Annotated in this window: 22 protein-coding genes and 1 CRISPR repeat array; of the genes, 11 read left to right on the top strand and 11 right to left on the bottom strand. The window is 73.8% G+C overall.

The window, feature by feature from the left end; all coding sequences use genetic code 11:
• Window positions 1–5 precede the first annotated feature (5 nt).
• The 3 genes from SNR22_RS20685 to SNR22_RS20675 are packed head-to-tail and all read right to left on the bottom strand — an operon-like array spanning window position 6 to window position 2,205.
• Window positions 6–281, bottom strand: a complete 276-nt coding sequence (locus SNR22_RS20685; RefSeq protein WP_413775670.1) for a MoaD/ThiS family protein — start codon at window positions 279–281, stop codon at window positions 6–8.
• Window positions 278–1,291: a GTP 3',8-cyclase MoaA gene (gene moaA, locus SNR22_RS20680; protein ID WP_320068277.1), complete on the bottom strand. Its 1,014-nt coding sequence runs from the start codon at window positions 1,289–1,291 to the stop codon at window positions 278–280. The genes SNR22_RS20685 and moaA overlap by 4 nt, the downstream gene beginning before the upstream one ends.
• Complete coding sequence (locus SNR22_RS20675; RefSeq protein WP_320068276.1) at window positions 1,288–2,205, bottom strand: fructosamine kinase family protein; 918 nt, start codon at window positions 2,203–2,205, stop codon at window positions 1,288–1,290. Before SNR22_RS20675 ends, moaA begins: the two co-directional genes overlap by 4 nt.
• A gap of 194 nt (window positions 2,206–2,399) precedes the next feature.
• Between SNR22_RS20675 and SNR22_RS20670 the strand changes: the two genes are divergently transcribed.
• A complete protein-coding gene (locus SNR22_RS20670) occupies window positions 2,400–3,431 on the top strand; it encodes a DUF4192 domain-containing protein (RefSeq protein ID WP_320068275.1) in 1,032 nt (343 codons plus the stop codon).
• Window positions 3,432–3,610: 179 nt separating this feature from the next.
• A CRISPR array of direct repeats spans window positions 3,611–4,187; the repeat unit is 28 nt; unit sequence CTGCTCCCCGCGCATGCGGGGGTGATCC.
• 94 nt (window positions 4,188–4,281) lie between these two features.
• Here the strand turns inward: SNR22_RS20670 and SNR22_RS20665 are convergent.
• The gene (locus tag SNR22_RS20665) at window positions 4,282–4,968 is read right to left on the bottom strand and encodes an XRE family transcriptional regulator (protein WP_320068274.1); all 687 of its coding nucleotides are present in this window, start codon (window positions 4,966–4,968) and stop codon (window positions 4,282–4,284) included.
• A 248-nt stretch (window positions 4,969–5,216) separates the two neighbouring features.
• Here SNR22_RS20665 and SNR22_RS20660 point away from each other — a divergent pair, with 248 nt between their 5' ends.
• Window positions 5,217–5,792 (top strand): hypothetical protein, encoded by a 576-nt coding sequence (locus SNR22_RS20660; RefSeq protein WP_320068273.1) that lies wholly within the window; start codon window positions 5,217–5,219, stop codon window positions 5,790–5,792.
• Complete coding sequence (locus SNR22_RS20655) at window positions 5,792–6,043, top strand: flavin reductase (protein ID WP_320068272.1); 252 nt, start codon at window positions 5,792–5,794, stop codon at window positions 6,041–6,043. Before SNR22_RS20660 ends, SNR22_RS20655 begins: the two co-directional genes overlap by 1 nt.
• Before the next feature lie 522 nt (window positions 6,044–6,565).
• On the opposite strand, the gene fdhD is transcribed toward SNR22_RS20655, so the two are convergent.
• Window positions 6,566–7,417 carry a formate dehydrogenase accessory sulfurtransferase FdhD gene (gene fdhD, locus SNR22_RS20650; RefSeq protein WP_320068271.1) on the bottom strand — a complete coding sequence of 284 codons (852 nt, stop codon included), beginning with the start codon at window positions 7,415–7,417 and terminating at the stop codon, window positions 6,566–6,568.
• Window positions 7,418–7,607: 190 nt separating this feature from the next.
• Complete coding sequence (locus SNR22_RS20645; RefSeq protein ID WP_320068270.1) at window positions 7,608–8,204, bottom strand: flavoprotein; 597 nt, start codon at window positions 8,202–8,204, stop codon at window positions 7,608–7,610.
• A gap of 320 nt (window positions 8,205–8,524) precedes the next feature.
• On the opposite strand from SNR22_RS20645, the gene SNR22_RS20640 reads away from it, so the two are divergent.
• The 3 genes from SNR22_RS20640 to SNR22_RS20630 all read left to right on the top strand — a co-directional run bounded on the left by SNR22_RS20640 (window position 8,525) and on the right by SNR22_RS20630 (window position 12,519).
• Entirely contained in the window at window positions 8,525–9,715 is a 1,191-nt protein-coding gene (locus SNR22_RS20640; protein ID WP_320068269.1) for a hypothetical protein, read from the top strand.
• Window positions 9,716–9,784: 69 nt separating this feature from the next.
• Window positions 9,785–11,902 carry a tetratricopeptide repeat protein gene (locus tag SNR22_RS20635; protein WP_320068268.1) on the top strand — a complete coding sequence of 706 codons (2,118 nt, stop codon included), beginning with the start codon at window positions 9,785–9,787 and terminating at the stop codon, window positions 11,900–11,902.
• 5 nt (window positions 11,903–11,907) lie between these two features.
• Window positions 11,908–12,519 carry a flavin reductase family protein gene (locus tag SNR22_RS20630; protein WP_320068267.1) on the top strand — a complete coding sequence of 204 codons (612 nt, stop codon included), beginning with the start codon at window positions 11,908–11,910 and terminating at the stop codon, window positions 12,517–12,519.
• Here SNR22_RS20630 and SNR22_RS20625 read toward each other — a convergent pair.
• Window positions 12,506–15,427, bottom strand: a complete 2,922-nt coding sequence (locus tag SNR22_RS20625; RefSeq protein ID WP_320068266.1) for a helix-turn-helix transcriptional regulator — start codon at window positions 15,425–15,427, stop codon at window positions 12,506–12,508. The two genes, SNR22_RS20630 and SNR22_RS20625, sit on opposite strands and share 14 nt — an antisense overlap.
• Window positions 15,428–15,546: 119 nt before the next feature.
• Here SNR22_RS20625 and SNR22_RS20620 point away from each other — a divergent pair, with 119 nt between their 5' ends.
• The 3 genes from SNR22_RS20620 (at window position 15,547) to SNR22_RS20610 (ending at window position 17,690) form a co-directional block, all read left to right on the top strand.
• Complete coding sequence (locus SNR22_RS20620; RefSeq protein ID WP_413775669.1) at window positions 15,547–16,254, top strand: molybdenum cofactor guanylyltransferase; 708 nt, start codon at window positions 15,547–15,549, stop codon at window positions 16,252–16,254.
• Entirely contained in the window at window positions 16,251–16,505 is a 255-nt protein-coding gene (locus SNR22_RS20615) for a DUF6457 domain-containing protein (protein ID WP_320068264.1), read from the top strand. The genes SNR22_RS20620 and SNR22_RS20615 overlap by 4 nt, the downstream gene beginning before the upstream one ends.
• A gap of 84 nt (window positions 16,506–16,589) precedes the next feature.
• On the top strand, window positions 16,590–17,690 hold the full coding sequence (locus SNR22_RS20610; protein ID WP_320068263.1) for a T3SS (YopN, CesT) and YbjN peptide-binding chaperone 1: 1,101 nt from the start codon (window positions 16,590–16,592) through the stop codon (window positions 17,688–17,690).
• A 57-nt stretch (window positions 17,691–17,747) separates the two neighbouring features.
• Here SNR22_RS20610 and SNR22_RS20605 read toward each other — a convergent pair whose 3' ends face one another.
• Together SNR22_RS20605 and SNR22_RS20600 are read right to left on the bottom strand one after the other, a co-directional pair.
• Entirely contained in the window at window positions 17,748–19,685 is a 1,938-nt protein-coding gene (locus tag SNR22_RS20605; RefSeq protein ID WP_320068262.1) for a beta-propeller domain-containing protein, read from the bottom strand.
• A gap of 63 nt (window positions 19,686–19,748) precedes the next feature.
• Window positions 19,749–20,204 carry an Lrp/AsnC family transcriptional regulator gene (locus SNR22_RS20600; protein WP_320068261.1) on the bottom strand — a complete coding sequence of 152 codons (456 nt, stop codon included), beginning with the start codon at window positions 20,202–20,204 and terminating at the stop codon, window positions 19,749–19,751.
• Window positions 20,205–20,263: 59 nt separating this feature from the next.
• Between SNR22_RS20600 and ddaH the strand changes: the two genes are divergently transcribed.
• Window positions 20,264–21,097 (top strand): dimethylargininase, encoded by an 834-nt coding sequence (ddaH, locus tag SNR22_RS20595; protein WP_320068260.1) that lies wholly within the window; start codon window positions 20,264–20,266, stop codon window positions 21,095–21,097.
• Between the two features lie 99 nt (window positions 21,098–21,196).
• Here the strand turns inward: ddaH and SNR22_RS20590 are convergent, their stop codons facing one another.
• Entirely contained in the window at window positions 21,197–22,399 is a 1,203-nt protein-coding gene (locus SNR22_RS20590) for an ABC transporter substrate-binding protein (protein ID WP_320068259.1), read from the bottom strand.
• 79 nt (window positions 22,400–22,478) lie between these two features.
• Window positions 22,479–23,276, bottom strand: a complete 798-nt coding sequence (locus SNR22_RS20585) for an alpha/beta hydrolase (protein ID WP_320068395.1) — start codon at window positions 23,274–23,276, stop codon at window positions 22,479–22,481.
• Between the two features lie 76 nt (window positions 23,277–23,352).
• Here SNR22_RS20585 and SNR22_RS20580 point away from each other — a divergent pair, with 76 nt between their 5' ends.
• A complete protein-coding gene (locus SNR22_RS20580) occupies window positions 23,353–23,955 on the top strand; it encodes a bacterial proteasome activator family protein (RefSeq protein WP_320068258.1) in 603 nt (200 codons plus the stop codon).
• Window positions 23,956–24,075: the final 120 nt, after the last annotated feature.

The raw sequence follows: 24,075 nt of genomic DNA, 5'->3' as shown, positions 1-24,075 counted from the left end.
CCTCCTCAGCCGCCCGCGAACGGGGGCAGTACGTCGATCGTCGCCCCGGCAGGCAGCGGCGTCTGACGATCATGACAGGTGACGCCGTCGACCAGGAAGCTCGCCACCCTCAGCACGGCGGCGAGCCGCCCACCGTGGCGTCCGACCAGTTCACCGGTGAGTTCGTTCAGGGAGCGCCCGGCGGATGCGGTCTCCTCGGCGGTGCCGGCGGCGGCCCGCGCGCCGGCGAAGTACCGCACGGTGAGCTGCCCGGTCGTGGGATCGGAACCGTGCACCGTCACCCTCCGATCGCGGACATCGGCCGGGCCGGTTGGAGGAAGGTCGGGTCGTCGATGCCGTGCCCGGCCCGCTTGCCCCACATCGCCGACCGCCACCGCCGGGCCAGCTCCGCGTCGTCCGCCCCGCCCCGCAGCGCTCCGCGCAGGTCGGACTCCTCGGTGGCGAAGAGGCAGGCGCGAACCTGGCCGTCGGCGGTCAGCCGGGTGCGGTCGCAGTCGCCGCAGAACGGCCGGGTCACGCTGCCGATCACCCCCACCCGGGCCGGGCCGCCGTCGATGAGCCAGGTCTCGGCCGGCGCGGCGCCGCGCTCCGCAGGGTCGGGGGAAAGATCGAACTCGGTACGCAGCGCGGCGAGGATCTCGTCGGCGGTGACCATGGCCGCCCGGTCCCAGCCGTGCTGGGCGTCCAGTGGCATCTGCTCGATGAAGCGCAGCTCGTAGCCGTGGGCCAGGGCGAAGCGGAGCAGCGCGGGGGCCTCGTCGTCGTTGACCCCGCGCATCAGCACCGTATTGATCTTGACCGGGGTGAGTCCGGCGGCGACCGCCCCGGTCAGCCCGGCGAGCACGTCCGCGAGCCGGTCCCGCCGGGTCAACCGGGCGAACCGGCCGGCGTCGACGGTGTCCAGGGACACGTTCACCCGGTCCAGCCCGGCGTCGCGCAGGGCGGGGGCCAGCCGCTGGAGCCCGAGGCCGTTGGTGGTCAGCGAGATCCGCGGCCGGGGCTCCAGCGCGGCCACCGCCGCGACGATGCCGAGCAGGCCCGGTCGGATCATCGGCTCCCCACCGGTGAACCGCACCTCCGAGATCCCCAGCAGCCGCACCGCCACCCGAACCAGCCGGACGATCTCGTCGTCGGTCAGCAACTGCGGCCCGGCCAGCCAGGGCAGCCCCTCCGCCGGCATGCAGTACGTGCAGCGCAGGTTGCACTTGTCGGTCAGCGAGACCCGCAGGTCCCGGGCGACGCGGCCGTACCGGTCGACGAGGACGCCGTCGGTCGGCGGGGCGGCGGTCACCGTTCGACCGTAGCGCGCCCGGCTCCGCCCAGGGCCGCGCGCGCGGCCCGGGCGACCGCGTCGCGGTACGTCGCGCCGAAGAGGGCGGTGTGCGCCAGCAGCAGGTGGAGCTGGTGCAGCGGCACCCGCTCGCGCCACCCGTCGGCCAGCGGCCACGCCTCCCGGTAGGCCGCCATGATCCGGTCGTGGTGCGGCGGGCCGCCGAAGAGCGCCAACTGGGCAAGGTCGCTCTCCCGGTGGCCGCCGTGCGCAGCCGGGTCGATCAGCCACGCCCGCCCGTCCGCCCCCCACAGCAGGTTGCCCGGCCACAGGTCGCCGTGCACCCGGGCCGGCGGCTCGTCGCCGCCGAACTCGCCGATCCGGTCGACGACCTGCTCGACGAGCGCGGCCTCGACGCCGGTGAGCGCACCGCCGTCGATCGACATCCGCAGGTACGGGGCGAGCCGTCGCCGCGCGAACCAGTCCGACCACGGGCCCGGGTCCGGCGTGTTGTCCGCGGGGAGCGCCCCGATGAAGCCGGCCCACTGCGCGCCGAACACGGTGGCCCCGGCCCGGTGGGTCACGGCCAGCTCGCGGCCGAACCGCTCGGCGCCCTCCGGCGTCGGCTCGCCGGGCTCCACCCAGTCGAGCGCCAGCAGCTCCGGCAGCGCCACCACCACCTCCGGTACGGGCACCCCGCCGGCCTCCCGCAGCCAGCGCAGCCCGGCCGCCTCGGCCGCGAAGAAGCCCTCCGGCGCCGGACGCCCGGCCCGCTCCTGCGGCCAGGTCTTGGCGAAGAGCGAGTGCCCGTCGTCCAGGGTCAGCCGGGACGCCGCGCAGATGTCCCCGCCGGAGACCGGCGTCTCCCGGATCCGTTGGTGGGTGAGGAAGGTCGGCAGGTGCTCCGGATGCGCCCGCAGGTACGCCAGGTCCATGAGCGCAAGGTAGCCGCTGGGGGCGCTCTCCGTGGGGGTCCGGGGGTCAGGCGTCGGCATTCGCCCTGGAAGTGCGGACTTCGTCTACCAGCCGATCGGGGCTGACCTGCACCGCTACTCTGCGTGCCTGTGGACAACCTGCGTGTCGTCCACAGGGAGGGACGGGGTGGCTGGCGGCGGCCGAGGCTGCCCCCATGACTTTCGTCGACCGAGCCCGGCTCACCGTCCGCTCGCCCGCCGACCTCATCGCCGCCGTGCCGTACCTGCTCGGCTTCCACCCCGCCGACAGCATGGTGGTGGTCGCGCTGCGGGGCCGGCGGATCGTCTTCGCCGCCCGGGCGGACCTGCCCGGCCCGGGCGACGACCCGCTCGACCCGGCCGCCCACCTGGCCGACGTCATCGCCCGGCAGGGCGCCGAGTCCGCCACCGTGCTCGGGTACGGCGACGCGCCCCGGGTCACCCCCGCCGTCGACGCGGTACGCCGGTCGCTGGCCGCCGCCGGCCTGGCCGTGCTCGACGCCCTACGGGTGACCGACGGCCGATACTGGTCGTATCTGTGCGACGAGCCGGCCTGCTGCCCGCCCGAGGGCACCTCGTACGACACCGGGGCCAGCGAGGTCAGCGCGGCGGCGGTCTTCGCCGGCCAGGTGGCGCTGCCCGACCGGGAGGCCCTGACCGGGCAGGTGGCCCCGTTCGACGGCCCCGCCCGGGTGGCGATGCGCAAGGCGGTCGACCGCGCCGAACGCCGGCTGGCCACCCTGTTGGACGAGGCACCGGAGGCCGACCTGCTCGGCGGCCGGGCACTGCGCCGCGCCGGCACGCTCGCCGTTCGAGAGGCCATGCGTCGCCGAGGCGAGCGGCTCACCGACGACGAGGTGGCCTGGTTGACCCTGCTCCTCACCCACCTGCCGATCCGCGACCACGCCTGGGAACGCACCGACGGGCGAGAACGGGACGTCGCCCTCTGGACCGATGTGCTGCGCCGCGCCGAACGGGACCTGATCGCCGCACCGGGTTCCCTGCTGGCCTTCGCCGCCTGGCGAGCCGGGCAGGGAGCGCTGGCGGCGGTGGCCCTGGAACGGGTGATCGAGGCGCACCCGGACTACTCGCTCGCGCTGCTTCTGGACGACCTGTTGCGACGCGGGGTGCCTCCGTCTGAGCTCGACGGCTGGCCAACGACCGGCCCGCCGGAGGTGCTCCGCCGCCGACGCCGCCGACGCGGTTGAACGAGCAGGTTGGCCGGGGAGGTTGGGCGTGGCGCTTCCGGATCTCCCCTTCGAGGACTCTTCCGTCTTACGCTGTGCCCGACGTGCACCGCCTGGCAGTCATCGCTGAGGAGTCGATCTTGGGCAGCGAAGTGAAGGAAAAACGAGAAGTGGATCTTTAGCGCCCCAGGTCAGGAAGTCTGCTCCCCGCGCATGCGGGGGTGATCCCAAGTCGTCCTCGTCGACGTTTGACGTCGGGATCTGCTCCCCGCGCATGCGGGGGTGATCCCCCCGTGCCGACGATGGTCGCGCCGTCCGGGCTCTGCTCCCCGCGCATGCGGGGGTGATCCCTCCTCCTCGGCCTGGGCCACGGCCAGCACCGACTGCTCCCCGCGCATGCGGGGGTGATCCGATCCTGACCGCCCCCTTCAGGGCTGGCTTCAACTGCTCCCCGCGCATGCGGGGGTGATCCCCGGCCGCCCACCGGCGCCGAGGGCTCCGATGTCTGCTCCCCGCGCATGCGGGGGTGATCCCGACCCCGACGTGGCCAGCGCCCGGAAAACTGCCTGCTCCCCGCGCATGCGGGGGTGATCCCGATTTCCGGCGGGCAGCGGTCAACGTCAGCGGCTGCTCCCCGCGCATGCGGGGGTGATCCCTGCGACTGCGCGTCACCGGATGCGCCCATGGTCTGCTCCCCGCGCATGCGGGGGTGATCCTGGCCCGAGGAAGCGGGACCGACCCGCGTCATCCTGCTCCCCGCGCATGCGGGGGTGATCCGGAGGCGTATCAGGCGTTCATCGACCTCGCCACCGCACCTGAGGCGGGCCAGACTCATGGAAAGCAGAATGGTCTCCGCGTTCATGGCGGTCGATCAAGTGGGTTGGGCGTCTGCCCAAAGCGCCTCGAAGTGCTCCACATAGCGGTCGAAGGGACCACCGCTTTCCCGGCGGCGGAGATGCAGGGTCACTGAATCTTGGCCCAGCCCAGCCCCGATATGGGTCGCGACGATAGCCTCGTCATCAAAGATCCATACAGACATGCCCACGTGTCGGTCAGACATTCGTACTGGTAGAGCGCTTGGTGCCTTCGCGATCTCCGCCTGCGACATGGCGATTCGCGTCGCGAGGGTCAGTGGGGTCGCCTCGATACGGTCGCGTCCGGTCGTGACTGGGCTTGCTGGATCACCGAGCAGGAATCGCACGTCGGCACCATGGCCGGCCTTCGTACCCAGGGTGGCGGCGGCCTTTGGCACCTCAAGCCAGACGAAGTAGCTGGTGTAACCCCCAAACCACAATCTTGATTCCGCGCGCTCGATCAGCTCACGAAAGAGGGGGCGCGGTACGTCGGATCGCCGGGCGTACAGACCGAGAAGCTCCCGATCAGACCCGACCTTGACCGCGCGACGCAAGACCTCAGACCAGAGCACGTCACCATCCTTACCCAGGATCTCGGCCACACGCACCCGCGAGCGTGGATGGGGAACCCGGCCCCGGCTGATCCAGCGTTCCACGGTTTTGGGGTCCACATCGCACCTGGCAGCCAGGTCGCTGCTGGTCATGCCTGCGACGGTGAGCGCTGTGCGTAGGGCCTCGTTCCTGGCCATCGTCAGGGACCTTTCGTAGACGTCCCCTGATGGTCGCACGCGGCAGTACCACTGTCCGTGATCGGTTGAGAGCGTTTCGTGCAGGACGGCGTGGCCGGTGGAGGAGTTGCCCGGCGGTCGCGTACGTCGAGGGGGCCGCCCCGGTCCTTCCTGCGCGCGACGAGCGGGCGGCCCCCTCTCCAATCCCGACGAGGAGGGGAAACATGTCGTACCGAGGAGAGCCGCACCGGCCCCGCCGGGGCCGGCGCTGCGGGTGTCAGACCTGCCGGGCGTGCCGGGCCGCGACGCCGCGACGAGACCCCGAGCCCGCCGGCCCGAAACCCGCGCCGAGGCCGGCCCCGCCACCGCAGGACCCGGTCCCGTACGACCCGCCGCTGGTCGGTCCGATGATCCCGCCGTACCGGGGGCCGCGCCACGACGCGGTGACGCGGCTCGTCCGGGGCCTGGCCGGTGAGCTGCCCACCCCGGCGCAGTTGATGCGGTACCGCCCGCGCGTCTCCGCGCCGCAGGCCCTGGCGGAGCACTTCTCCCATGGGCCAGCGTGGACCTGCCGGCGCTGCGGCAGGCCGTTTCCCTGCCCGGCCTGGACGGCGGGTCCGATCGACAACGAGATTTGCACGACGCTGCTGCCGGAGTTCTTGCGGCTGGCGCAGGAGGCCGTCCGCGACCTCCGGGGACGGCCGGGCGGGCCGACGCCCCCGGAGATCGTGCGGCGCTTCCTGTGGTTCCTGCCGTTGACCGACGACGAGGCACGGGCGATCGCGTTGCGGGTGCGTTGATGTCGCGCGCCGCCCGCCCGCACGTGCCGCTGCGCCCGATGTGGCTGTGCCGCGCCTGCGGCCACCCGTGGCCGTGCGGCGAGGCGCGGTTGTCGCTGCTGGTCGAGTACCGGGGCAACCGCACTGCCCTGCTCATCTACCTGGCGGTCCTGCAGGATGAGGCGGCCGAGCAGCTCGCGCGGTTGTCACCTGGAAAGCCGCCGGACGGCCTCACTGAGCGCTTTCTGTCCTGGGCCCGCGCTCGCGGTTAGCAGGGCTCGATCGGGGCGCGGGTGCCGGCGGGGGGTGTCCTGCCCGGAACAGCCCTGGTCACCCGTGGAAGTCGGAGGCCAGCGACACCCGTTCGAACCGGCGAGCGGCCAGATCGTCACGGTTGATCATGTAGAAGAGGGGGCGTAATCGGTCGCGAAGTCGTCGCCGACCTTGTCGTCGGTCAGGTGGAACTCGACCAGCAACACCTGGGTGGTCGCCAGTGGCCAAGGCCCGTAAGGCTTCTTGATCGTCTGCTCTTCACCGGCACGACACGCCGTGCAAACTGCCGGTCAACGACAGACGATCATGGGTACGCCGCCTCGGGCCTGCCGACGAGGATCATGACGACGAATGCGGGTACCGGCAGTGTCCGGGTGCGCGTCCAGCCTGGCTGGCGAGCGCGTCACCGGTTGACTCGGCGTTGCTGGGACGGGCGGCCTCCTGCGGGCAACCGGCGGAGCCATCGCCCCTGTCGAGGGCGGGTGAGAAGGGCACCCTTCTCTACCGTAAGGTGCCCTTCCTTACGCGAGGCGGTGCGCGCCCGCGTAGACGTTCATCGTTCGGCCGCGTAGGAAGCCGACCAGCGTCATCCCTGCCTCCTCCGCCAGCTCCGCCGCCAGGGTGCTCGGGGCGGAGACCGCGGCGAGCAGCGGTACGCCGGCCATCCACGCCTTCTGGGTCAGCTCGAAGCTGGCCCGCCCCGACACCAGCAGCAGGTGCCCGGCCAGCGGCAGGCGGCGCTGCCGTACGGCCCAGCCGACGACCTTGTCGACGGCGTTGTGCCGGCCGACGTCCTCGCGCAGCACCACCAGCTCGCCTTCGGCGGTGAAGAGCCCGGCCGCGTGCAGGCCGCCGGTGCGGTCGAAGTTGCGTTGCCCCGCCCGCAGCCGGTCGGGCAGTTCGGCGAGCAGTTCGGCCGGCACGGTGAGCGGGTCGTCGGTGACGGCGAACTGGGAGCGGGTCCGCACGGCGTCGATGCTGGCCTTGCCGCACACGCCGCACGAGCTGGTGGTGTAGAAGTTCCGGGACGGGTCGGTGGCCGGCTCCGGCACGCCGGGGGCGAGCACCACGTCCACCACGTTGTAGGTGTTCGGCGTCTCCGCGCCCGCGCAGAGTTGGGCGGTGTGTACGTCGGCGTCGGAGCGGATCAGCCCCTCGGTGAGCAGGAAACCGACCGCGAGGTCCAGGTCGTCGCCGGGGGTACGCATGGTCACCGCCAACGGCCGTCGCCGCCCCGGGCCGCCCGGCCCGACCCGGATCTCCAGCGGCTCCTCGGCCGCCAGGGTGTCCGGGCGGCGCACCGCGACGCGGGCCGGGTCGGCCGCGTCGAGGTCGATGCGGAGCACACTCCGCCGGTCAGTGGCCCGTCCCATCCCGCCATCCTGCCCGAACGGCTCGGCCGGGGCCACGCAACCGGTCGAGGTTGGCCGACGCGGCCCGGCGCATCCAGCGCAGCCGCAGCGGTAGTCAGCACGTAGCCGGCCGGGGCGTGAGTCCGGCGGGGGTCGGGGGCGTGAGGCCGGGGTGCCCGGAGGCGGCGGCCGGGGTGCCCGGGGGCCCGACTCAGGAGGCGGCGGCCGGGTCGGCGGGCTCCTCGGCTTCCTCGGCCTCGCCGGACAGGCTGCTCTCCAGCCAGCTCACCACGAGTTCGGTGACCGCGTCGGGCGGGGGCATGGCGATGCCCAGGACATTCTCGCGCTGCCACAGCTCGAAGATCACCCGCTCCTGCGGCTCGACGACGGTGTGGCCCTCGTCGCGCAGGGTCTCCACGTGGCGTTGGGTGATCCTCTTCGTCCACATCGACTTGTTCATGCTCGGGAAGAAGATCGCCGGCCGGTCGCTGGCCAGCAGGGCGGTCTGCGCGGGGGTGCCGGCCAGGCCGAGCGCCGTCGCGGCGATCGTGCCGGCGGTCGCCGGCAGCACCACGATGCCGAGCGAGCGCTTGGCGAACTCCGTCGGGTTCAGCGCGGGGTCGCCGCTGGCGAACACCTCGTCCGCGTACCAGGCGACGACCTGGGGTTGCACGAACCGCTCGGCGCTGGCGGTGAGCAGCACCCGCAGCGGCAGGTCGATCTCCTGGCGCAGCCAGGACAGGTACCCGGAGGCGGCCATCGCGGCGCTGGAGCCGCAGATGATCACCGAAAGCGCGTCGTCTCGCATGCGGACAGCGTGCCGCCGAGGGGGCGACGCGGACATGGGGGAACGGCCCCATCTTCGCCGCTGTGGCGCAGCGGAAGTTTGGGGGCCGCTCCCCATGCCGCCCGGGGCGTCCGGCTGGCAGGTTCGTCCTCAGCCGGCCGCCCCCACGACCCGCCGGCCGAGGAGGTGAACGGCATGAAGAAGATCACGATCCGCAAGACGGGCTCCATCAAGCTCACCACGTCGGCGCCGCTGTACTGCACGGACTGCTGCTGACCGGTCCGGCCGTCCCGGCTCCGGTGCCGGGACGGCCGTTCCCCGGCCCACGCCCTGGAGGAACCATGTCAAGCACCCGCCTGGAGTTCCATCCACTCACGTACGTGCCGGAGCGGGACGGGGTCACGGTCGGCCGGATCGACGCCACGTCGTTCGCGGTGCTGCCCGAGGACGGCGTCGCGCTGCTGCGCCGCCTCGCCGACGGGATGCCGGTCGCGGAGGCGGAGCAGTGGTACCGGAGCACCTTCGGCGAGCCCGTCGACATGGTGGACTTCGTCGACGCGCTGCGCGAACTCGGCTTTGTCCGGGCGGACGGGGAAGCGCCGGCCCGGCCGCCCCAGGTCCGCTTCCGGCGGCTCGGCAGGGCCGCCTTCACCCCGCTGGCGTGGGCGGCGTACGCCCTGATTGTGGTCGCCGCCGCAGTGGCGATGGTGAGCCGCCCGGAGCTGCGTCCGCACGCCTCGAATGTCTTCTTCGTCCCGTCGCTGCTCGCCGTGCAGCTCGGGCTGGCCCTGTGCCAGTCGCCGGCCATCCTGTGGCACGAGTGGTACCACCTGCTCGCCGCCCGCCGCCTCGGCCTGCCCACCAAGATGCGGGTCGGCCGCCGGCTCTACTACGCGGTGGTGGAGACCGAGCTGGACGCCCTGCTCACCGTGCCGGCCCGGCAGCGCTACCTGCCGATGCTGGCCGGGCTGCTGGCCGACGCGGTGCTCTTCGGCGCGCTGGTGCTCGTCGCCTGGGTCGGCCTCTCCGACGGGCTGTCCTGGCCGGGACGGCTCGCGCTGGCGGTGGCGTACACCGTCCTGCTGCGGATGTCCTGGCAGTTCTACGTCTTCCTGCGCACCGACCTGTACTACGTAGCGACCACGGCGCTGGGCTGCACCAACCTGGACGAGGTGAGCCGGGCCTGGCTGCGCGACCGGTTCGCCTGGCTGCCCGGGGTCCGCCCGTCCGACGCCGACGACGAGGACTGGACCCCGCGGGACCGGCAGCTCGCGCCCTGGTTCGCGCTGATCACCTGCGGCGGGGTGCTGGCGTTGCTGATCACCGTCACGCTCTGGACCGCGCCGCTGGTGCTGGAGTTCGGCTCCCGGGTCTTCTCCGCCCTGGTCGACGGATCCCCCACCGGCGCCGGCTTCTGGGACTCCGTCGGGTCGCTGCTGCTGGTGGCCTTCGAGATCGTGCTGCTGCCGTTGCTCGCCGGTCGTACCCGGCGGCGGGCGGCCCCCGCACCAGACCCGGCGACGGCGGGCTGACGGCGCCCCGCCCGGCCACCCCCGACACCCACCGCGACGCAAGGTCCATCCCAACGGAGGAGCAACGGCATGACTGCACATCAATGGCGGATCGGGCCGGCGCCGGCCGACGGCGAGCAGGTCGATATCGCGGTCGACTGTCACCGGGGGCTGCGCGGCCCCTACACCGGCCTGGGCAGCGTGTTGCGGCTGGTCGTGCCGCAGGCGTACGAACGCTGGCCGGATCTCGTCCAGCGGCACCTGACCGAGGTCCTCTCCGCCGCCCCGGAGCTGCGCGGGACGATCGACGCGGCCCCCGAGACCCTCACCTCGCTGGCGGTGCCCGAGGAGCGGACCCGGATCTATCCCGCCAACCGCACCCGCCGCCTGGCGCACGGCGCGACGGAGTTCCTCGCCGGGTACGCCGCCCGTGCCGGCCACCGCCCGCTACGCCTCGCGTTCGACCGGGTGGACGAGGCGGACCCCACCGACCAGGAGTTCCTCGGCATCTTCCTGCGCCGGGTCCGGCCCGAGGCGGTGCGGGTGCTCGTCGGCACCGCCGGTGGGACGCTGGAGCCCGAGCTGACCGCCGCCCTCGACCGGTACGCGGACCGGCTGCCGGAACTGAACCGGGTCGCCCCGGCCGAGCGTGGCCGGGAGGAGCTGCTGCGGGCGTACGTGGACGCCGACGGCACCTCCGCCGACCCGGCCGAGTCGGCCGCGTACCGACGGGCCGCCCCCCGGGTGCGGGCGGTGCTGCACGACGCCCGCGCCGCACTGCTGCGTGAGCGGAACGAGTGGAGCCTGGAACTCGGCGCGATCCCCTGGCACCTGGAGCGCGGCAGCGACCCCGCCGGTGCCGGCGCGGAGGCGCTGTACGAGGCGGCACGGCACTGCGGCGCGATGGGCTACTACCACGCGGTGATCGACTACGGGACCCGTGGCCGGGCCATCGTCGACCCCGACACGCAGATGGAGCGGTTCTGGCTGCTCAGCACGCGGGCGAGTTCGGCGATGGTGGTGCTCGGCCGCACCGTCGAGGCCGAGCCGACGTACCTCGACCTGCGTAGCCGGTACGCCGACCCCGAGCTGCAGATGTCCACCGGGTACGCGCTGGCCATGCTCTACACCCGTTTTCATCCCGAGGAACTGAAGGACCACCACCTGGCCCGGGGCTACATCAACAACTCCATCGCGATCGCCGCGCTCCTGCCCGACCTGGAGAAGCGCGCCTTCCACTCGGTGTTCCAGAACAACGGTTTGGCGCTGATCGAGATGCGGCTGGGTCGGGTGGCGGCGGCGCTGCGGTTGGTCGACGAGGGGCTGAACCGGCTCGACCGGGAACTGCCCGGCGACAAGCACCGGCTGCACCGCTCGGTGCTGGTGCACAACCGGGGGAAGGCGTACCTCGCCCTGGGCCGACTCGACGAGGCGCTGACGGACCTGAGCAAGGTTATCGAGCTGGACCCGAACTACGCCGACTACTACTTCGACCGGGCCGACGTGCGGCGGCGGCTGGGCGACCTCAGCGGCGCGGTCGTGGACTGCGACACGGCGATCAGCCTGTCGCCGCCCTTCTTCGAGCTGTACTACAACCGAGCCGACCTCAAGGCCGAGCTGGGCGACCTGGCGGGGGCGATCGCCGACTTCGGCTACGTCGTCGAGTTGGAGCCCGACCAGCTCGACGCCCGGGTGAACCTCATCAGCCTGCTGCTCGACGAGGGATCGGTCGACGCCGCCAGGCCGCACGTCGAGGAGGGGCTGCTCCGCCACCCCGGTGACGCCCGGCTGTTGCACCTGCGTGGGGTGCTGGCGGTGACGGACGGGGCGGAGGCGGACGCCCGGCGGTACCTCGACGAGGCATTGGCGGCAGACCCGGCGCTGGTGGCCGCGCTGGCCAGCCGGGCCGCCCTGGCCTTCGACAGCGGTGACCACGAGCGTGCCGTGGCCGACCTGACGGCCGCCCTCGCCGTCGACGCGGACAACCCGGACCTGCTGTACAACCGCGGGTTCGTCCACGAGGCGGCGGGCCGCTGGGCCGAGGCGGTCGCGGACTACAGCCGGGCGCTGGACGCGCCCGGTGCGGACCGGGAGGAGCTGCTCAGCCGACGCGCCCACTGCCACGCCGAACTCGGCGACGCCGACGCCTCCCGGGCCGACCGGGCGGCCGGCGCCGCCGGGCGGTCGAACCTGGCCGGCGCGCGGTGACCACCATGGCCTCCCGACGTGCCGGGGTGGCGGCCATCCGGGTGGCAACGGCGGATCCGGCCCCGGCCGCGCCGCCGGCCCCCGGGGCCGAGCCGGCCCGTCCCCTCCCGGGCGGCGGCCCGGAGTCGGCCCGGTCGACGCCGGTCAGCGGCCCCGAGCTGCGGGAGTTCATGCGCAACTGGGCCACCGGGGTAGCGGTGGTGACCAGCCGGCTGGCGGGGCGGCCGGTCGGCTGCACGGTGAACGCGTTCACCTCGGTCTCCCTGCGCCCGCCGTTGCTGCTCGTCTCGCTGGCCCGTACGAGCCGCACGCTGGCTGCGATCACGGCCGAGGGCGGTTTCGCGGTGAACCTGCTGGACCGTCGGCAGCGGGAACTGGCCGACCGGTTCGCGACCGCCGCCGCCGGGGATCGCTTCGCCGGGGTGGCGCACCGCACGGTCGACGGGCTGCCCCTGCTCGACGGGGCGATGGCGACGGCGGTGTGCGCGGTGACCCAGCTCATCGGCGCCGCCGACCACATGCTGGTGCTCGGTTCCCCGTACCGGTGCCAGGCGGGGGACGACGTGGACCCGGCCGTCTTCTTCGGCGGCCGGTACCGGACGGTCAGCCCGAGGTGACCTCGTCCCGGACCCGGGCGGCGTAGCGGCTGAGCGCCGCCCGGTTCGCCTGCTCGGTCTTGGCGATCAGGCTCGCTACGTGCTTCTCCACCGTGCGCGGGGAGATGAACAACTCGCTGGCGATGCTGCGGTTGTCGGACCAGTCCGCGATGAGCTGGAGCACCTCGTACTCCCGCTCGGTGACCCCGATCAGCCGCAGCGGCTGCGGCACCCGGCTCGTGGTGCGGCGGTACGGCACCACCACGCCGAGCCGGCGCAGGTGGGCCCGGCAGGCGCGGGCCGGGGCCGACAGCCCCGTCCGGCAGAAGTACTCCTCGGCGCCGCGCAGCCAGTCGACCGGGTTCCCCCACCGGTCCGCGTGGGCCGCCGGCGCGACGAGTCGCAGGCCGAGGTGGACGACCACCGGGTGGGCCTGTGCCCGCCACACCGCGGTCACCGTCGCGGCGGCCGACTCCCGCTCGCCCTGCCGGCCGAGCAGCACCGCCTTCGCCAGCAGCACGAACTGTCGGTTCCAGTGCAGCCGCCCGGCCGGCGTCGCCAGGATCTCGCAGCACCGGCGCCAGTCGGCGTCGCCGTTCAGCACCGCCAGCAGCAGGCCCAGCCCCTGGTGGCCGGCGAGCGGGTAGGGCGCGGGTCGCTCGGCGTCGTACGCTGCCGCCCGGTCCAGCTCGCGGCGGGCCCGTCCCGGGTCCTCCTCCAGCAGGGCACACACCGCGCCGGCCATGCCGTGAGCGAGCGCGACGACCGGCCGGCCCGTGTCGTCGTCCGAGATGCCGGCCAGTACCGCGTCCAGTTGCTGCCGCCGCCCCTGGTGTCCGGCACACACCGCGCGGACCAACGCCAGCAGCGGCGCGGTGTCGCCCAGCCCGAGCCGGTGCGCCTCGGCCGCGCACTCCTCGACGAGCCGCTCGGCCTCGGCGTACTCGGCCCGCAGCGCGTGGTCCCAGGCGAGCAGGACGTCGACCGTGTGCCGCACGGCCGAGGCGCCCGTCCGCCGGGCCCGTTCGGTGGCGCGCAGCAGCGCCTCGGTGTCGCCGGTGAGCAGCCACTGCTGCTCGGCGAGGAGCACCGCGGCCCGGTTGCGCCACAGCGGCAGGTGGTGTCGCTCGGCGAGCCGGTGCATCCGGAGGAAGCAGCACTGAGCCTCGTCCGCGCCCTGCGGCCGGGCCAGTGTCCCGCGCGCCTGCCAGCCGAGGCAGGCGACGCCCGACAGCCCGGCGAACTCGGCCTTCCGCACGGCGCGCGCGGCGAGCCGGGCGGCCCGTTCCGGCGCGTCCGGGCCCAGGTGGGCGGCGGCGACGGCGTCGACCGCCGCGGTCTGTCGGTCGTGGGCACCGGGACCGAGCACCGTACGGGCGGCGTCGAGCTGTGTGGCGGCGTCGGCGCGCCGGCCGGCGAGGAGGGCGAGCCGGGCGAACAGGACGTGCACCGCGGCCAGCCGCTCGGGCGGGACGGCCGGGTGGCAGAGGTCATCGAGGTTGTCGAGCAGCCGTAACCCGCGCCGGGCCTCGCCACTTTCCAGCAGCGCGCAGAGCAGCTCGTGCAGCACGTCGGCGCGGAGCGGGTTGTCGGCCGACGCCTGCGACAACCGCCATGCCCGGTCGAGGGTCTCGGTCGCCGACCGCAGCCGCCCGGCGTTGAGGTCCCGGCGCCCGGCCAGGGCGAGCAGCCGTACGGCGCCCCGCACGTCGCCCGCGAGCTGGGTGAGCCGGGCGGTGAACCGGCACCACTCCCCGGGCAGGCCCGGGTGCAGCTCGTTCACCGCGTCGACCAACCGGAAGGCGAGGGCGGCCTGGTCGGTGGGGGTGAGTTGGCCGAGCAGCGCGACGGCGGTCGTCATGGTGTGGAAGGCGTACCAGTCGTGGTTGTCGGCCTCGGCGGCGAGCAGGCCGGCGGTGACGGCGGCGCGCAGGTGCCCGAGCAGGTCGTCCTGTTCCATCCGCAGGGCCCGGCCGAGCACGGAGATCGGGAACCGTTCGCCGATCACGGCCGCGGCGGTGAGCAGGTGCCGGCCGGCGGGGCCGAGCCGGTCGGCCTGGTCGGTGATGCTGTGCCGCACGATCGGCGGTACGTCGGTGTGCACCTCGTCGACCAGAAGGCACCCGCCGGATTCCACCACCAGGCTGCCGCCGTCCCGCATGGCGTGCAGCAGTTCCGTGGCCAGGAACGGGTTGCCGGCGCTGTCGCGGTAGAGCCGGTCCAGGACCGGCTCCGGTATCCGTTCCGGGTCCAGGCCCAGCCGGGACGCCACCAGCAGGTGCACTGCCCGGCGGCCCAGCGGCTCCAGACACAGGACGGTGCCGCTGCACCGTCGGCCGAGCGCCTGCGCCAGGTCCCACGCCGGCCCCGGCTCGGGCCGGAGGGTGGCCAGCAGCAGGGTGCCCTGGTCGGCGATATTGTCGGCCAGGTACTCGACCACGGCCAGCGTCGCCGGGTCGGTGTCGTGCAGATCCTCCAGGGCTAGCAGGCAGCCCCGGCCGGCGCCGGTGACCGAGAGTAGCCGCAGTACCGCCTCGGCGAGCAGCACGGGGGACGGGGTGGTCTGCGCCGTCTCCGTCGACCGGTACTCCGGGATGAGGCCGCCGAGGGCGGACCGGTAGGGCCGCAGGCTGGCGTGTTCCAGGATCGGCTCGGTGCGGAACAGCAGGGCCAACGCCTCGGTCAGGGGGCGCAGGGCCACGGCGCGGACGGTCGAGCCCGCCCGGCCGAGCAGCACGCCCATTCCGGCCCGCCGTCCCCGGTGGGCCGTCTCCAGGGTCAGCCGGGACTTGCCCATGCCGTCGCCGCCGACCAGGAAGATCGTCCCGCCGCAGCCCCGCCGGGCCTGATCCAGCGCCTCGTGCAGGAGCTCGCGTTCCCGGTTCCGGCCGACCAGGGTGGGCAGTTCCGGACGGTCTCCTGCTGGCATGTACACCTGTCCCTTCGTCCAACGTCGAAGAGCGTGGCGCCCGCCCCGAAGCGCTGCTGACCTGTCCGGCCAAGGGGCACCACGAGGCTACGGACGGAGCGTCCCTGAGTCGTCACTCTATGAAGGAATTAACAAGATTTACAGACCCGTCCGGGCCGTCTGCTCCCGCCCAGCCTGTCGACTCCGCGACATGCGTTCCCGACGCGGCCGGGCGGTACGGTGATCGCGTGGCGGGCTGGGCGGCGATCGTGTTGGCGGGCGGATCCGCGCGCCGGATGGGCGGTGTGGACAAGCCCGGGTTGCCGGTCGGCGGCCGGCCGATGCGTGACCGGGTGCTGGCCGCTGTCGCCGACGCCGACGTCCGGGTCCTGGTCGGTCCGGCCGGCACCGTGCCGCCGGGAGTCCGACTGACCCGGGAGAGCCCACCGGGGGGTGGGCCGGTGGCCGCCGCCGCGGCGGGCCTGTCCCTGCTGCCCGCCGGCACGACGACCGTGGCGCTGCTCGCCGCCGACCTGCCCCTGCTCACCCAGGACGCGGTACGCGCGCTGCGCGACCAGCTTGCCGACCCGACGGTGGACGGCGCGTGCCTCGTCGACCTCGACGGCCGGCGACAGCAGCTCTGTGGGGTGTGGCGGGTCGCGCCGCTGCGGGCGGCCCTCGACCGGCTCGCCGCCGCCCGAGGCGGCACGCTCGACGGGGCGGCGGTGCGGGCGCTGCTGGCCGGGCTGGCCGTGCGCGAGGTGCCCTGGTCGGGCACGGGCCCGCCGCCCTGGTTCGACTGCGACACTCACGAGGACGTACGCCGGGCGGAGGAGTGGACGCGATGACGGTGCTGGACGAATGGGTCACGGCGGCCTGCGCGGAGCTGGGCCTCGACCCGGGCCAGGTGCCGGTGCCGGTGGTGCTCGACCTGGCGCGGGACGTCGCGCACCAGGTGCTGCGCCCCGGCGCTCCGGTCACGGCGTACCTGCTCGGGCTGGCCGTGGGGAGCGGGGCCGACCCGGCGGTGGCCGCCGGGCGGCTCAGCGCGCTCGCCGGCGCCTGGCCGGTCGAGCTGGGCGACCCGCCTCCCGCCTGAGCCCGGCCCGGGGTCCGATCCCGATCGGCCTGATTCGGCGCCTGGCCAACCTGGGTAGGGTGACCGTGACGGACGGAGACGATCATGACGGTAGGCCCCCCCTCGGCACCGCCCGGAAACCCGCCCGGCGGCACGCCTGAGCAGCACGAGTCGATCCTGCTCGACGAGTCGACCACGGCTGACCTGCGGGCGAAGGTGACTGAGGCCTGGCGCGAGTTCGCGCGGGCCCTCGCCGAACGGCTGGGCGAACTGCCCGCCGGGACGCACGTCGAGCTGACCCTCGACCCCACCGCCTCCGGCACCGACGACGCCGTCTATTCGATCAGCCTGGACCTGGTGGCCGAGGGCCGACTCTCCGCGCGGGCGGTCGGCAACGCGGCCCTCCCACAGGGTTACCGGCTGGGCCGGGCCGCTGTCGCCGAGATGGTCGCGCTCGGCTGGTCCCCGCCCGGGGTGGTGCCGGGCTCCGGCGAGCACTTCGGCCTGGAAGGCGACACCGGCGAGGCGACTCGGCTGGCCGCGCTGTTCACCCGCACGCTGCGGGACGTCTACGGCGCGCCGCATCCGGCGTTCCTGGTCTACGTGGTGCACGACGCCGAAGGCGAGCCCGTGCCGGTGGAGCCGCTGGGCACCGCGCGCAGCGAGTTCGGCCCGGACCAGGACGTCGAGGCCGACCTGGACGAGGCGCTGGCTGCCGCCGCCGAGGCGACCGAGGGTGACGTGTTGGAGCTGGCGGACCGGGTCCGCACGGTGGTTTCCACCATGCTCAAGTCCAGCTCGGACCAGTTGCAGGTCGACTCGGACGGCGACATCAACATCCGGGCCGGTTCGGCGATGGTCTTCGTCCGGGTGCGCGACAACCCGCCCCTGGTCGACGTCCTCTCGCCGGTGCTCACCGAGGTCGAGCCGACCGAGCGGCTCTACGTGAAGCTCTCCGAGCTGACGAACCGGATGCCGATCGGGCGGCTCTACTGCGCCGACGACACGGTGTGGGCGTCGATCCCGGTCTTCGGCCGCAACTTCCAGGCCACCCACCTGATGCTCGCCGTGCAGGTGATGACCGGCCTCGCCGACGAACTGGACGACCGGCTGCACGGCGAGTTCGGCGGGAAGCGCTTCTTCGGCGAGGGCGACAAGCCCGGCGGGCGGGACTCCGGCGAGCACCGCACCGGCATGTACCTCTGAGGGGTGCGGGTGGGGGCGGGCGCGAGTTCGGGCGCCCCCACCCGTCGGGGTGGGCGGTCAGGTCGTGGGCAGCCAGGCGAGTTGGCCGGCGGTGGTCGGGTCGCTGGCCCGCAGGCCGCTGTCGGAGACGGTCCACAGGACGCCGCCGACCAGCAGTGACCTGGTGACCTGCAAGCCGCCCGGATGCCCGACCGTGCCGACCTCCGCGATGGCCGGGCCGTCGACCCGGAGCAGACGTACGCCGCGGTTGAACACCGGGAGCGCCACCAGGCCGGTCCCGGGGTCGTACAGGAAGGCGTGCGGGTCGAACTCCACCGCCGAGGTGGCCCTCGGCACGTGGTACCGGGCCAGCAGGGTGGGGCGGGCCGGGTCGGCCACGTCGAAGAGCGAGACCTGGAGGCCCTGTGCCCGCCCGTCGCCGTCGGCCTCCTGACCCACCCCGAGCAGTCGCCCCGCACCGACCGGGTGCAGGTACGCCGAGTACCCGGTGATCTTCAGCTCGCCGGTGACCCGGGGCGCAGCCGGGTCGGTCAGGTCGAGCGCGTAGAGCGGGTCGGTACGTCGGAAGGTCACCACGTAGGCGGTGGGGCCGAGGTAGCGCACCGAGTGGATCCGCTCGCCCCGGCCGAGGCCGGTGACGGCTCCGGTACGGGCCAGCGTGTCGCCCCGGCGGGTCAGCACGTACAGGGCGGACTCGGTCGCCGACCGGAGCCCAGCCTCCTCGCCGCTGGTGGTGGCCACCCGCAGCTCACCCTGCCACTCCGACAGGGCGTACTGGTTGATCAGCGTGCCGGGCACGGCACCGCTGGCCAGGTACCGGGGCCGGCCCGGGGTGCCGGTGTCGAACTGGTGGATCACGGTGGCCGGCGGCGCGATCGACTCCGACCCGAGCCAACCGCGCGTCCGGAGCTGTCCCGGCCGCTGTTGCTGCCCGGCGAGGTAGAGGTTGCCGGCGGTGCCGTAGACGGTGTCGGCGTCGCCGGCCACGCTGACCGGGTCGCCGTCGCCGAGGCGGCCGGTGGCCAGGTCGAAGCTGAGGACGGTGAGCACGGCCGTGCCGGTGCTGTCGGCCGTCGCGCTCAGCCGGTCGCAGTCGACCCGCCCGGTGCGGCTGCGGCCCTGCTCGGTCCAGTCGTACCCCGGCAGCCAGGCGTCCAGGCCCGCGCGGGCGATGGCCGCCCGGTTCGCCGCCAGCCGCTGTGCCTCGGTGGCATCCTCGCCGAGGTCGGGGAAGTCCAGCCGGGGCCGCGAGCGGACCACCACCCGGGCCGTCGGGCCGGTGAGCCGCGCGTCGAGCAGGCTCCCGTCGATCCGGTACGTCCCGGTCAGCGTCGGCCGTCCGGTCAGGTCCACCAGGAACAGTCGGGGCCCGGCCGGCGTGTTGGCCGGGCGCCGGGCGACGGGCCCGTCGACGGGCGGACCGTCGACGGGCGGACCGTCGACGGCCGGACCGTCGACGGCCGGGGCGATCGTCACCGACGGGAGCAGCACCAACGCCCGGTCGCCGTGCAGCAGCAGATTGCCGCCCTGCCCGCTCCACCGGTTGCCACCGGTGAGATCCAGTTGGCCGGTGACCCGCCGGGTCGCCGGGTCCACCACCCGCAGCACGCCCCCGCCGACCGTGACGATCCGCCGGCCGTCGGTCTTCACCAGGTCCGGCTCGTCGGCGCCGGGCTCGTGGTTGTTGGTGCCGGTGTGCTCCGCCGGCGCGCTCTGCGCCGCTTCCGCACGCTCCATCGTCTTGGCGGCCGTCGCCGGCTCGGGTCTGCCGCCTACGCCGGTCCGCCACCCGGGTTGGAAGCCCCAGGCCCCGACCGTGGTGGAGGCGGCGGCGCGCAGCCGGGTCAGCGCGTCGGCGCAGGTGTCGAAGGAGATCAGCCGGAGCGGGCCCGCCGGAAGCTCCGGCTCGCCCTGCGGCAGGGCGGCGGCGCTCCCGGCCAGCAGGGTCAGGCCGACCAGCGTGCCGGCCGCGGCGGTGAGCTTTCCCCGTGTCATGCCCGCTTCGACGCCGGCCGTCCCACCCCGGTTCCCCGGCCCTCGTCGGAAGACCCCCGAGCCCTACTTGGCGGGGCCGACGCCGGGGGACTCGACGAGGCGGGAGAGCACGATGGTGCTCCGGGTCGAGGTGACGAAGGACTCGGCGCGCAGCCGCTCCAGGGCGTTCTCCAGGTGGGCGATGTCCGCTGCCCGCAGGTGCACCAGCGCGTCCGCCTCCCCGGAGACGGTGTACGCGCCGACCACCTCGGGGTGCCGGCGGACGGCCACGGCGAGCTGGGTCGGGGTGGTCCGCCCGGCGCAGAACAGCTCGACGAAGGCCTCCGTCGTCCAGCCGACCGCGGCCGGGTCGACGACGGCCGTGAAGCCGCGGATCACCCCGGTGGCGCGCAGTCGGTCGACCCGGCGCTTGACGGCTGGGGCGGAGAGGGACACCCGGGTGCCGATGTCGGCGTACGACGCACGCGCGTCAGCCACGAGCAACGCAATGATTCGCTGGTCTACGGCATCTATCTGCAACGTTCCGCCTTCGGGAAGCAATGGTTGTGGCTGTTACCAAAGTTCTACGGTACCTACCCTTGGTCACCGTGAACCAGCAGCGAGTCCCGCGAAAGCGGACATATCTCTTGTGCTCGCCCGAGCGCTTCGCCGTCGAATACGCCATCAACCCGTGGATGGACGTCACCAAGCCCGTTGACGTGGAGTTGGCGGTCAAGCAGTGGAACCGCCTGCGGGAGACCCTGGTCGTCCTCGGCCACGAGGTGCATCTGCTCACCCCCGAGGCGGGCCTGCCCGACATGGTCTTCGCCGCCAACGGCGCGTTCATGGTCGACGGGACGGTCTACGGCGCCCGGTTCAAACACGAGCAGCGGGCCCCCGAGGCCGCCCTGCACCGGGCCTTCTACGAGTCCCAGGGCTGGCGGTTCATCGCCGCCGGCGAGACCAACGAGGGCGAGGGCGACTTCGTGTACCTGCCGGAGGCGTACGGCGGGCTGATCCTCGCCGGCCACGGCTTCCGCACCGAGTTGCCCGCGCACGCCGAGGCGCAGGAGGCGTTCGGCCGTCCGGTGGTGTCGCTGCACCTGGTCGACCCGCGCTTCTACCACCTGGACGTGGCGCTGGCCGCGATCGACGACGGCAACGTCGCCTACCACCCCGGGGCCTTCTCGGCGGCCAGCCAGAAGGTCCTCGCCCAGCTCTTCCCCGACGCGGTGCTCGCCGACGACTCCGACGCCCTGGCCTTCGGGCTGAACCTGGTCAGCGATGGCGCGAACGTGGTCCTCAACGGGGACGCGACCCGGCTCGCCGGCAAGCTCAAGGCCGCCGGCTACACCCCGGTGCCGGTCGAGCTCTCCGAGATGCGCAAGGGCGGCGGCAGCGTGAAGTGCTGCATCGCCGAGCTGCGCCACTGACCGCGGTGCGCGCCGACGGCCGGCACCACCGGTGGGCCGCACCGGACGAGGGCCGGCCTCGCCCGGGGGAGACCGGCCCGTCGCCTGTCCGCGTCCCGTTCAGCCCAGCGTGGCCAGCTCGTTGATCAGCATGTTGGAGAGGATCTGACCGTCGCGCTGGACCTTGCGCAGGTACCACTTCTGCTGCGGGGTACGCGGCTGGTTGAACTGCCATGCCCCGCGCGGGCTGTCGATCTGGCCGATCTTGCCCAGTGCCAGGTTGACCTGCTGCGAGGTCGGGTTCGCCCCGGCCAGCCGGATCGCCTTGTCCAGCACCTGTGCCGCGTCGTACGACGCCATGGCGTAGGTGGTGGGAGACCCGCCGTGTGCCTTGCGGTACGCCGAGGCGAAGGTGCGGTTCGCGGTGTTGTTCAGGTAGGCGGAGTAGTTCAGCGCGGTCACGATGTTGCGCGCCTCCACCTCCTGCACCTCGTTGAGCACCGTTCCCTCGGTGAGGAAGCCCGGGGCGTAGATCGGCCCCGTCCATCCCGCCCGGTGCAGCTGCTTGATGAACTGCACGGCGGCCAGCCCGCCGAAGTGGCAGAAGATCGCGTCTGGCTTGCGCTGCAACGCCTTGCGGATGTCCGCGGCGTACGTGGAGTTCCCCGGGGTGTTGGTCGGGTCGGTCCAGATCACCGGGTCGGCGATCCGTGGATCCGCCGGCCCGGCCTTGCTGAACTTGTCCTGGAGCCCCTGGATCACGTCCCGGGAGCCCAGGTTGTCCGGCGCGATGAGGGCGACCCGGCTGCTGGCGGGCAGCCGCTGCGCCATGTACGGGCCGAGCGCGCGGCCCGGCTCGTCCAGCACGTATGACGTGCGCCAGATGTAGACGACGCTCTGGAGGCTCTTCGGGGAGGCGTTGGAGCCGATCAGCGGCACCCGGGCCTTCTCCACGGTGTCCCGGATGCCGGCCATGACGGTCGAGTTGACCACTCCGGTCAGCGCCAGCACGCCCTCCTTGAGCAGCTTGTCCACCGCCGCCATGCCGGTCTTGGCGCTGTCGCCCTCGTCGGCGGTCAGCAGGGTCACGGGGTGCCCGCCGAGTTGCTGGTGGCGCAGGGCGAGGTAGAGCCGAAAGCCGTTGACGATCTCGTCGCCGATGGCCTTGTAGCCACCGCTCTGCGGCACGATGAGACCGATCTTGACGGGGTCGCCGGTGGGGGCCGACGCGGCCTCGTCCGCTGAGGAGCAGGCGGCAGTCAGGCCGGTGGTGCCGAGAGCGGTTAACAGGTGGAGCGCCCGCCTACGGTTCATCTGGGACACCGAGTTCCTTCCGGGAGCTGAGCAGGGCAGATACCAGCCCCCTCGGCGTTCTACCCGCTGCGCGACGCTGCGTCAATGGTCAGCGATCAATCCGCAATGAACGCAGCCCACGGCGTACTTCCGGCCAAGCGGCCGACTCCGGATCGATGAGCCCGAAATGCTCGCATTTAGCAAGCTCGATCAGGCGGACCGGGCTCCCCGCGGCCCGCGCCGTGGCGACGTAGGAGCGGCTGAGCGCCACCGGGACCTGCCGGTCCAGCGCACCGTGCATCACCACGACCGGTACCCGGATGGGGACCCGGGCCGCCGGGTCCGCGGCCGCGTACCGCTCGGGATGCTCCGCCGGGCCGCCGCCGAGCAGCGCCGCCACCGCCCCCGAGTCAAGGTCCAGCCGGTACGCCTCGGCCAGGTCGGCCACCGGGGCCAGCGCCAGCACCCCGGCCACCGTGGCCGGGGCGGACGCGGCGACGTGCAGCGCGAGGTGGCCGCCGGCCGAGTGACCGACCAGCAGCGGTGGGCCGGGGCGCAGCCGGTCACCCAGCACCGGCCCGGCCAGCCCGGGCAGCGCCGCGACGCCGGCCAGCACGTCGGTCAGGGTGCCCGGCCAACCACCCCCCGGCTGCCCGGTCCGCCGGTACTCCAACTGGGCCACCGGGTGGCCCAGCGCGGCCAGCGCCGCGGCCAGCGGGCCGGTGTGGGAGCGGTCGTACTCCGACCGCCAGAAGCCGCCGTGCACCACCACGACCAGCGGGCGGGGCGGGCCGTCCCCCGCCGGGCGGCGCAGGTCGGCGATCTGGTCCGGGTGCCCGCCGTAGGCGACCGTGGCGTCCGGTGCCGGGGCGGGACGGTCGAGCACCGTACGGGGGTCGGCGGGCATGCCGGCGACGGTAGCGCGCAGGACCCGCCGGCCGGGAGCGGTACCGGCGAGCGTGACCTGCACCCACTGGGCGAAGATGGGACGCATGACCCAAGCGCACTCCGCTGGACAGAACGACGAGCCGGGCCACGAGGGCACCGGGCCCTCCGGCACCGTGGTGGTGGTCGGCCCCGACGGCCGACCGGTCGGCACCGTGCAGACCGACGGGGCGATCGGGGAGGACCCGACGCGCCTGGTGGAGCAGCCGGCCAAGGTGATGCGGATCGGCAGCATGATCAAGCAGTTGCTGGAGGAGGTGAAGTCCGCCCCGCTGGACGACGCGAGCCGGCACCGGATGCGCGAGATCCACGAGCGCTCGATCGTCGAGCTGAAGGAGGGCCTGGCCCCCGAGCTCCGCGAGGAGCTGGAACGGATCTCGCTGCCCTTCACCGAGGACAAGGCACCCAGCGAGGGCGAGCTGCGGGTCGCCCACGCCCAGCTCGTCGGCTGGCTGGAGGGGCTGTTCCACGGCATCCAGGCGGCCCTGGTCGCCCAGCAGATGGCGGCCCGGGTGCAGCTGGAGCAGATGCGCTCCGGCCGGCAGGCGCTGCCCAGCGGCCCCGCCGGGATGGCGCCGGGCATACCGGGCGTGGTCCAGCCTTCCGGTGGCGAGGGCCACAGCACCGGCCAGTACCTCTGACCGTCGCGGGGCGGGGGGCGCCCGCGGCGCGGGGCGGGACCCCCCCCCCCACCCCGGCACGACGAGGGCGGCGCCCCCGCCCGCCGCCCTGGCGCGGGGGGGCGGCGGGGGGGAGGCGCG

It is taken from the genome of Micromonospora sp. RTGN7 (genome assembly GCF_033804645.1).
In the GTDB taxonomy this organism is placed as follows: Bacteria; Actinomycetota; Actinomycetes; order Mycobacteriales; family Micromonosporaceae; genus Micromonospora.
Note: the sequence above shows the minus strand (reverse complement) of the source record. Positions and strands in the feature narration are given on the sequence as shown.

Excerpts from the sequence above, each read along its gene's own strand:
- SNR22_RS20675 (WP_320068276.1), bottom strand. The coding sequence starts at position 2,205 with ATGGACCTGGCGTACCTGCGGGCGCATCCGGAGCACCTGCCGACCTTC.
- SNR22_RS20670 (WP_320068275.1), top strand. The coding sequence starts at position 2,400 with ATGACTTTCGTCGACCGAGCCCGGCTCACCGTCCGCTCGCCCGCCGAC.
- SNR22_RS20665 (WP_320068274.1), bottom strand. The coding sequence starts at position 4,968 with ATGACCAGCAGCGACCTGGCTGCCAGGTGCGATGTGGACCCCAAAACC.
- SNR22_RS20660 (WP_320068273.1), top strand. The coding sequence starts at position 5,217 with ATGTCGTACCGAGGAGAGCCGCACCGGCCCCGCCGGGGCCGGCGCTGC.
- SNR22_RS20655 (WP_320068272.1), top strand. The coding sequence starts at position 5,792 with ATGTCGCGCGCCGCCCGCCCGCACGTGCCGCTGCGCCCGATGTGGCTG.
- fdhD (WP_320068271.1), bottom strand. The coding sequence starts at position 7,417 with ATGGGACGGGCCACTGACCGGCGGAGTGTGCTCCGCATCGACCTCGAC.
- SNR22_RS20645 (WP_320068270.1), bottom strand. The coding sequence starts at position 8,204 with ATGCGAGACGACGCGCTTTCGGTGATCATCTGCGGCTCCAGCGCCGCG.
- SNR22_RS20640 (WP_320068269.1), top strand. The coding sequence starts at position 8,525 with ATGTCAAGCACCCGCCTGGAGTTCCATCCACTCACGTACGTGCCGGAG.
- SNR22_RS20635 (WP_320068268.1), top strand. The coding sequence starts at position 9,785 with ATGACTGCACATCAATGGCGGATCGGGCCGGCGCCGGCCGACGGCGAG.
- SNR22_RS20630 (WP_320068267.1), top strand. The coding sequence starts at position 11,908 with ATGGCCTCCCGACGTGCCGGGGTGGCGGCCATCCGGGTGGCAACGGCG.
- SNR22_RS20625 (WP_320068266.1), bottom strand. The coding sequence starts at position 15,427 with ATGCCAGCAGGAGACCGTCCGGAACTGCCCACCCTGGTCGGCCGGAAC.
- SNR22_RS20620 (WP_413775669.1), top strand. The coding sequence starts at position 15,547 with ATGAAGGAATTAACAAGATTTACAGACCCGTCCGGGCCGTCTGCTCCC.
- SNR22_RS20615 (WP_320068264.1), top strand. The coding sequence starts at position 16,251 with ATGACGGTGCTGGACGAATGGGTCACGGCGGCCTGCGCGGAGCTGGGC.
- SNR22_RS20610 (WP_320068263.1), top strand. The coding sequence starts at position 16,590 with ATGACGGTAGGCCCCCCCTCGGCACCGCCCGGAAACCCGCCCGGCGGC.
- SNR22_RS20605 (WP_320068262.1), bottom strand. The coding sequence starts at position 19,685 with ATGACACGGGGAAAGCTCACCGCCGCGGCCGGCACGCTGGTCGGCCTG.
- SNR22_RS20585 (WP_320068395.1), bottom strand. The coding sequence starts at position 23,276 with ATGCCCGCCGACCCCCGTACGGTGCTCGACCGTCCCGCCCCGGCACCG.
- SNR22_RS20580 (WP_320068258.1), top strand. The coding sequence starts at position 23,353 with ATGGGACGCATGACCCAAGCGCACTCCGCTGGACAGAACGACGAGCCG.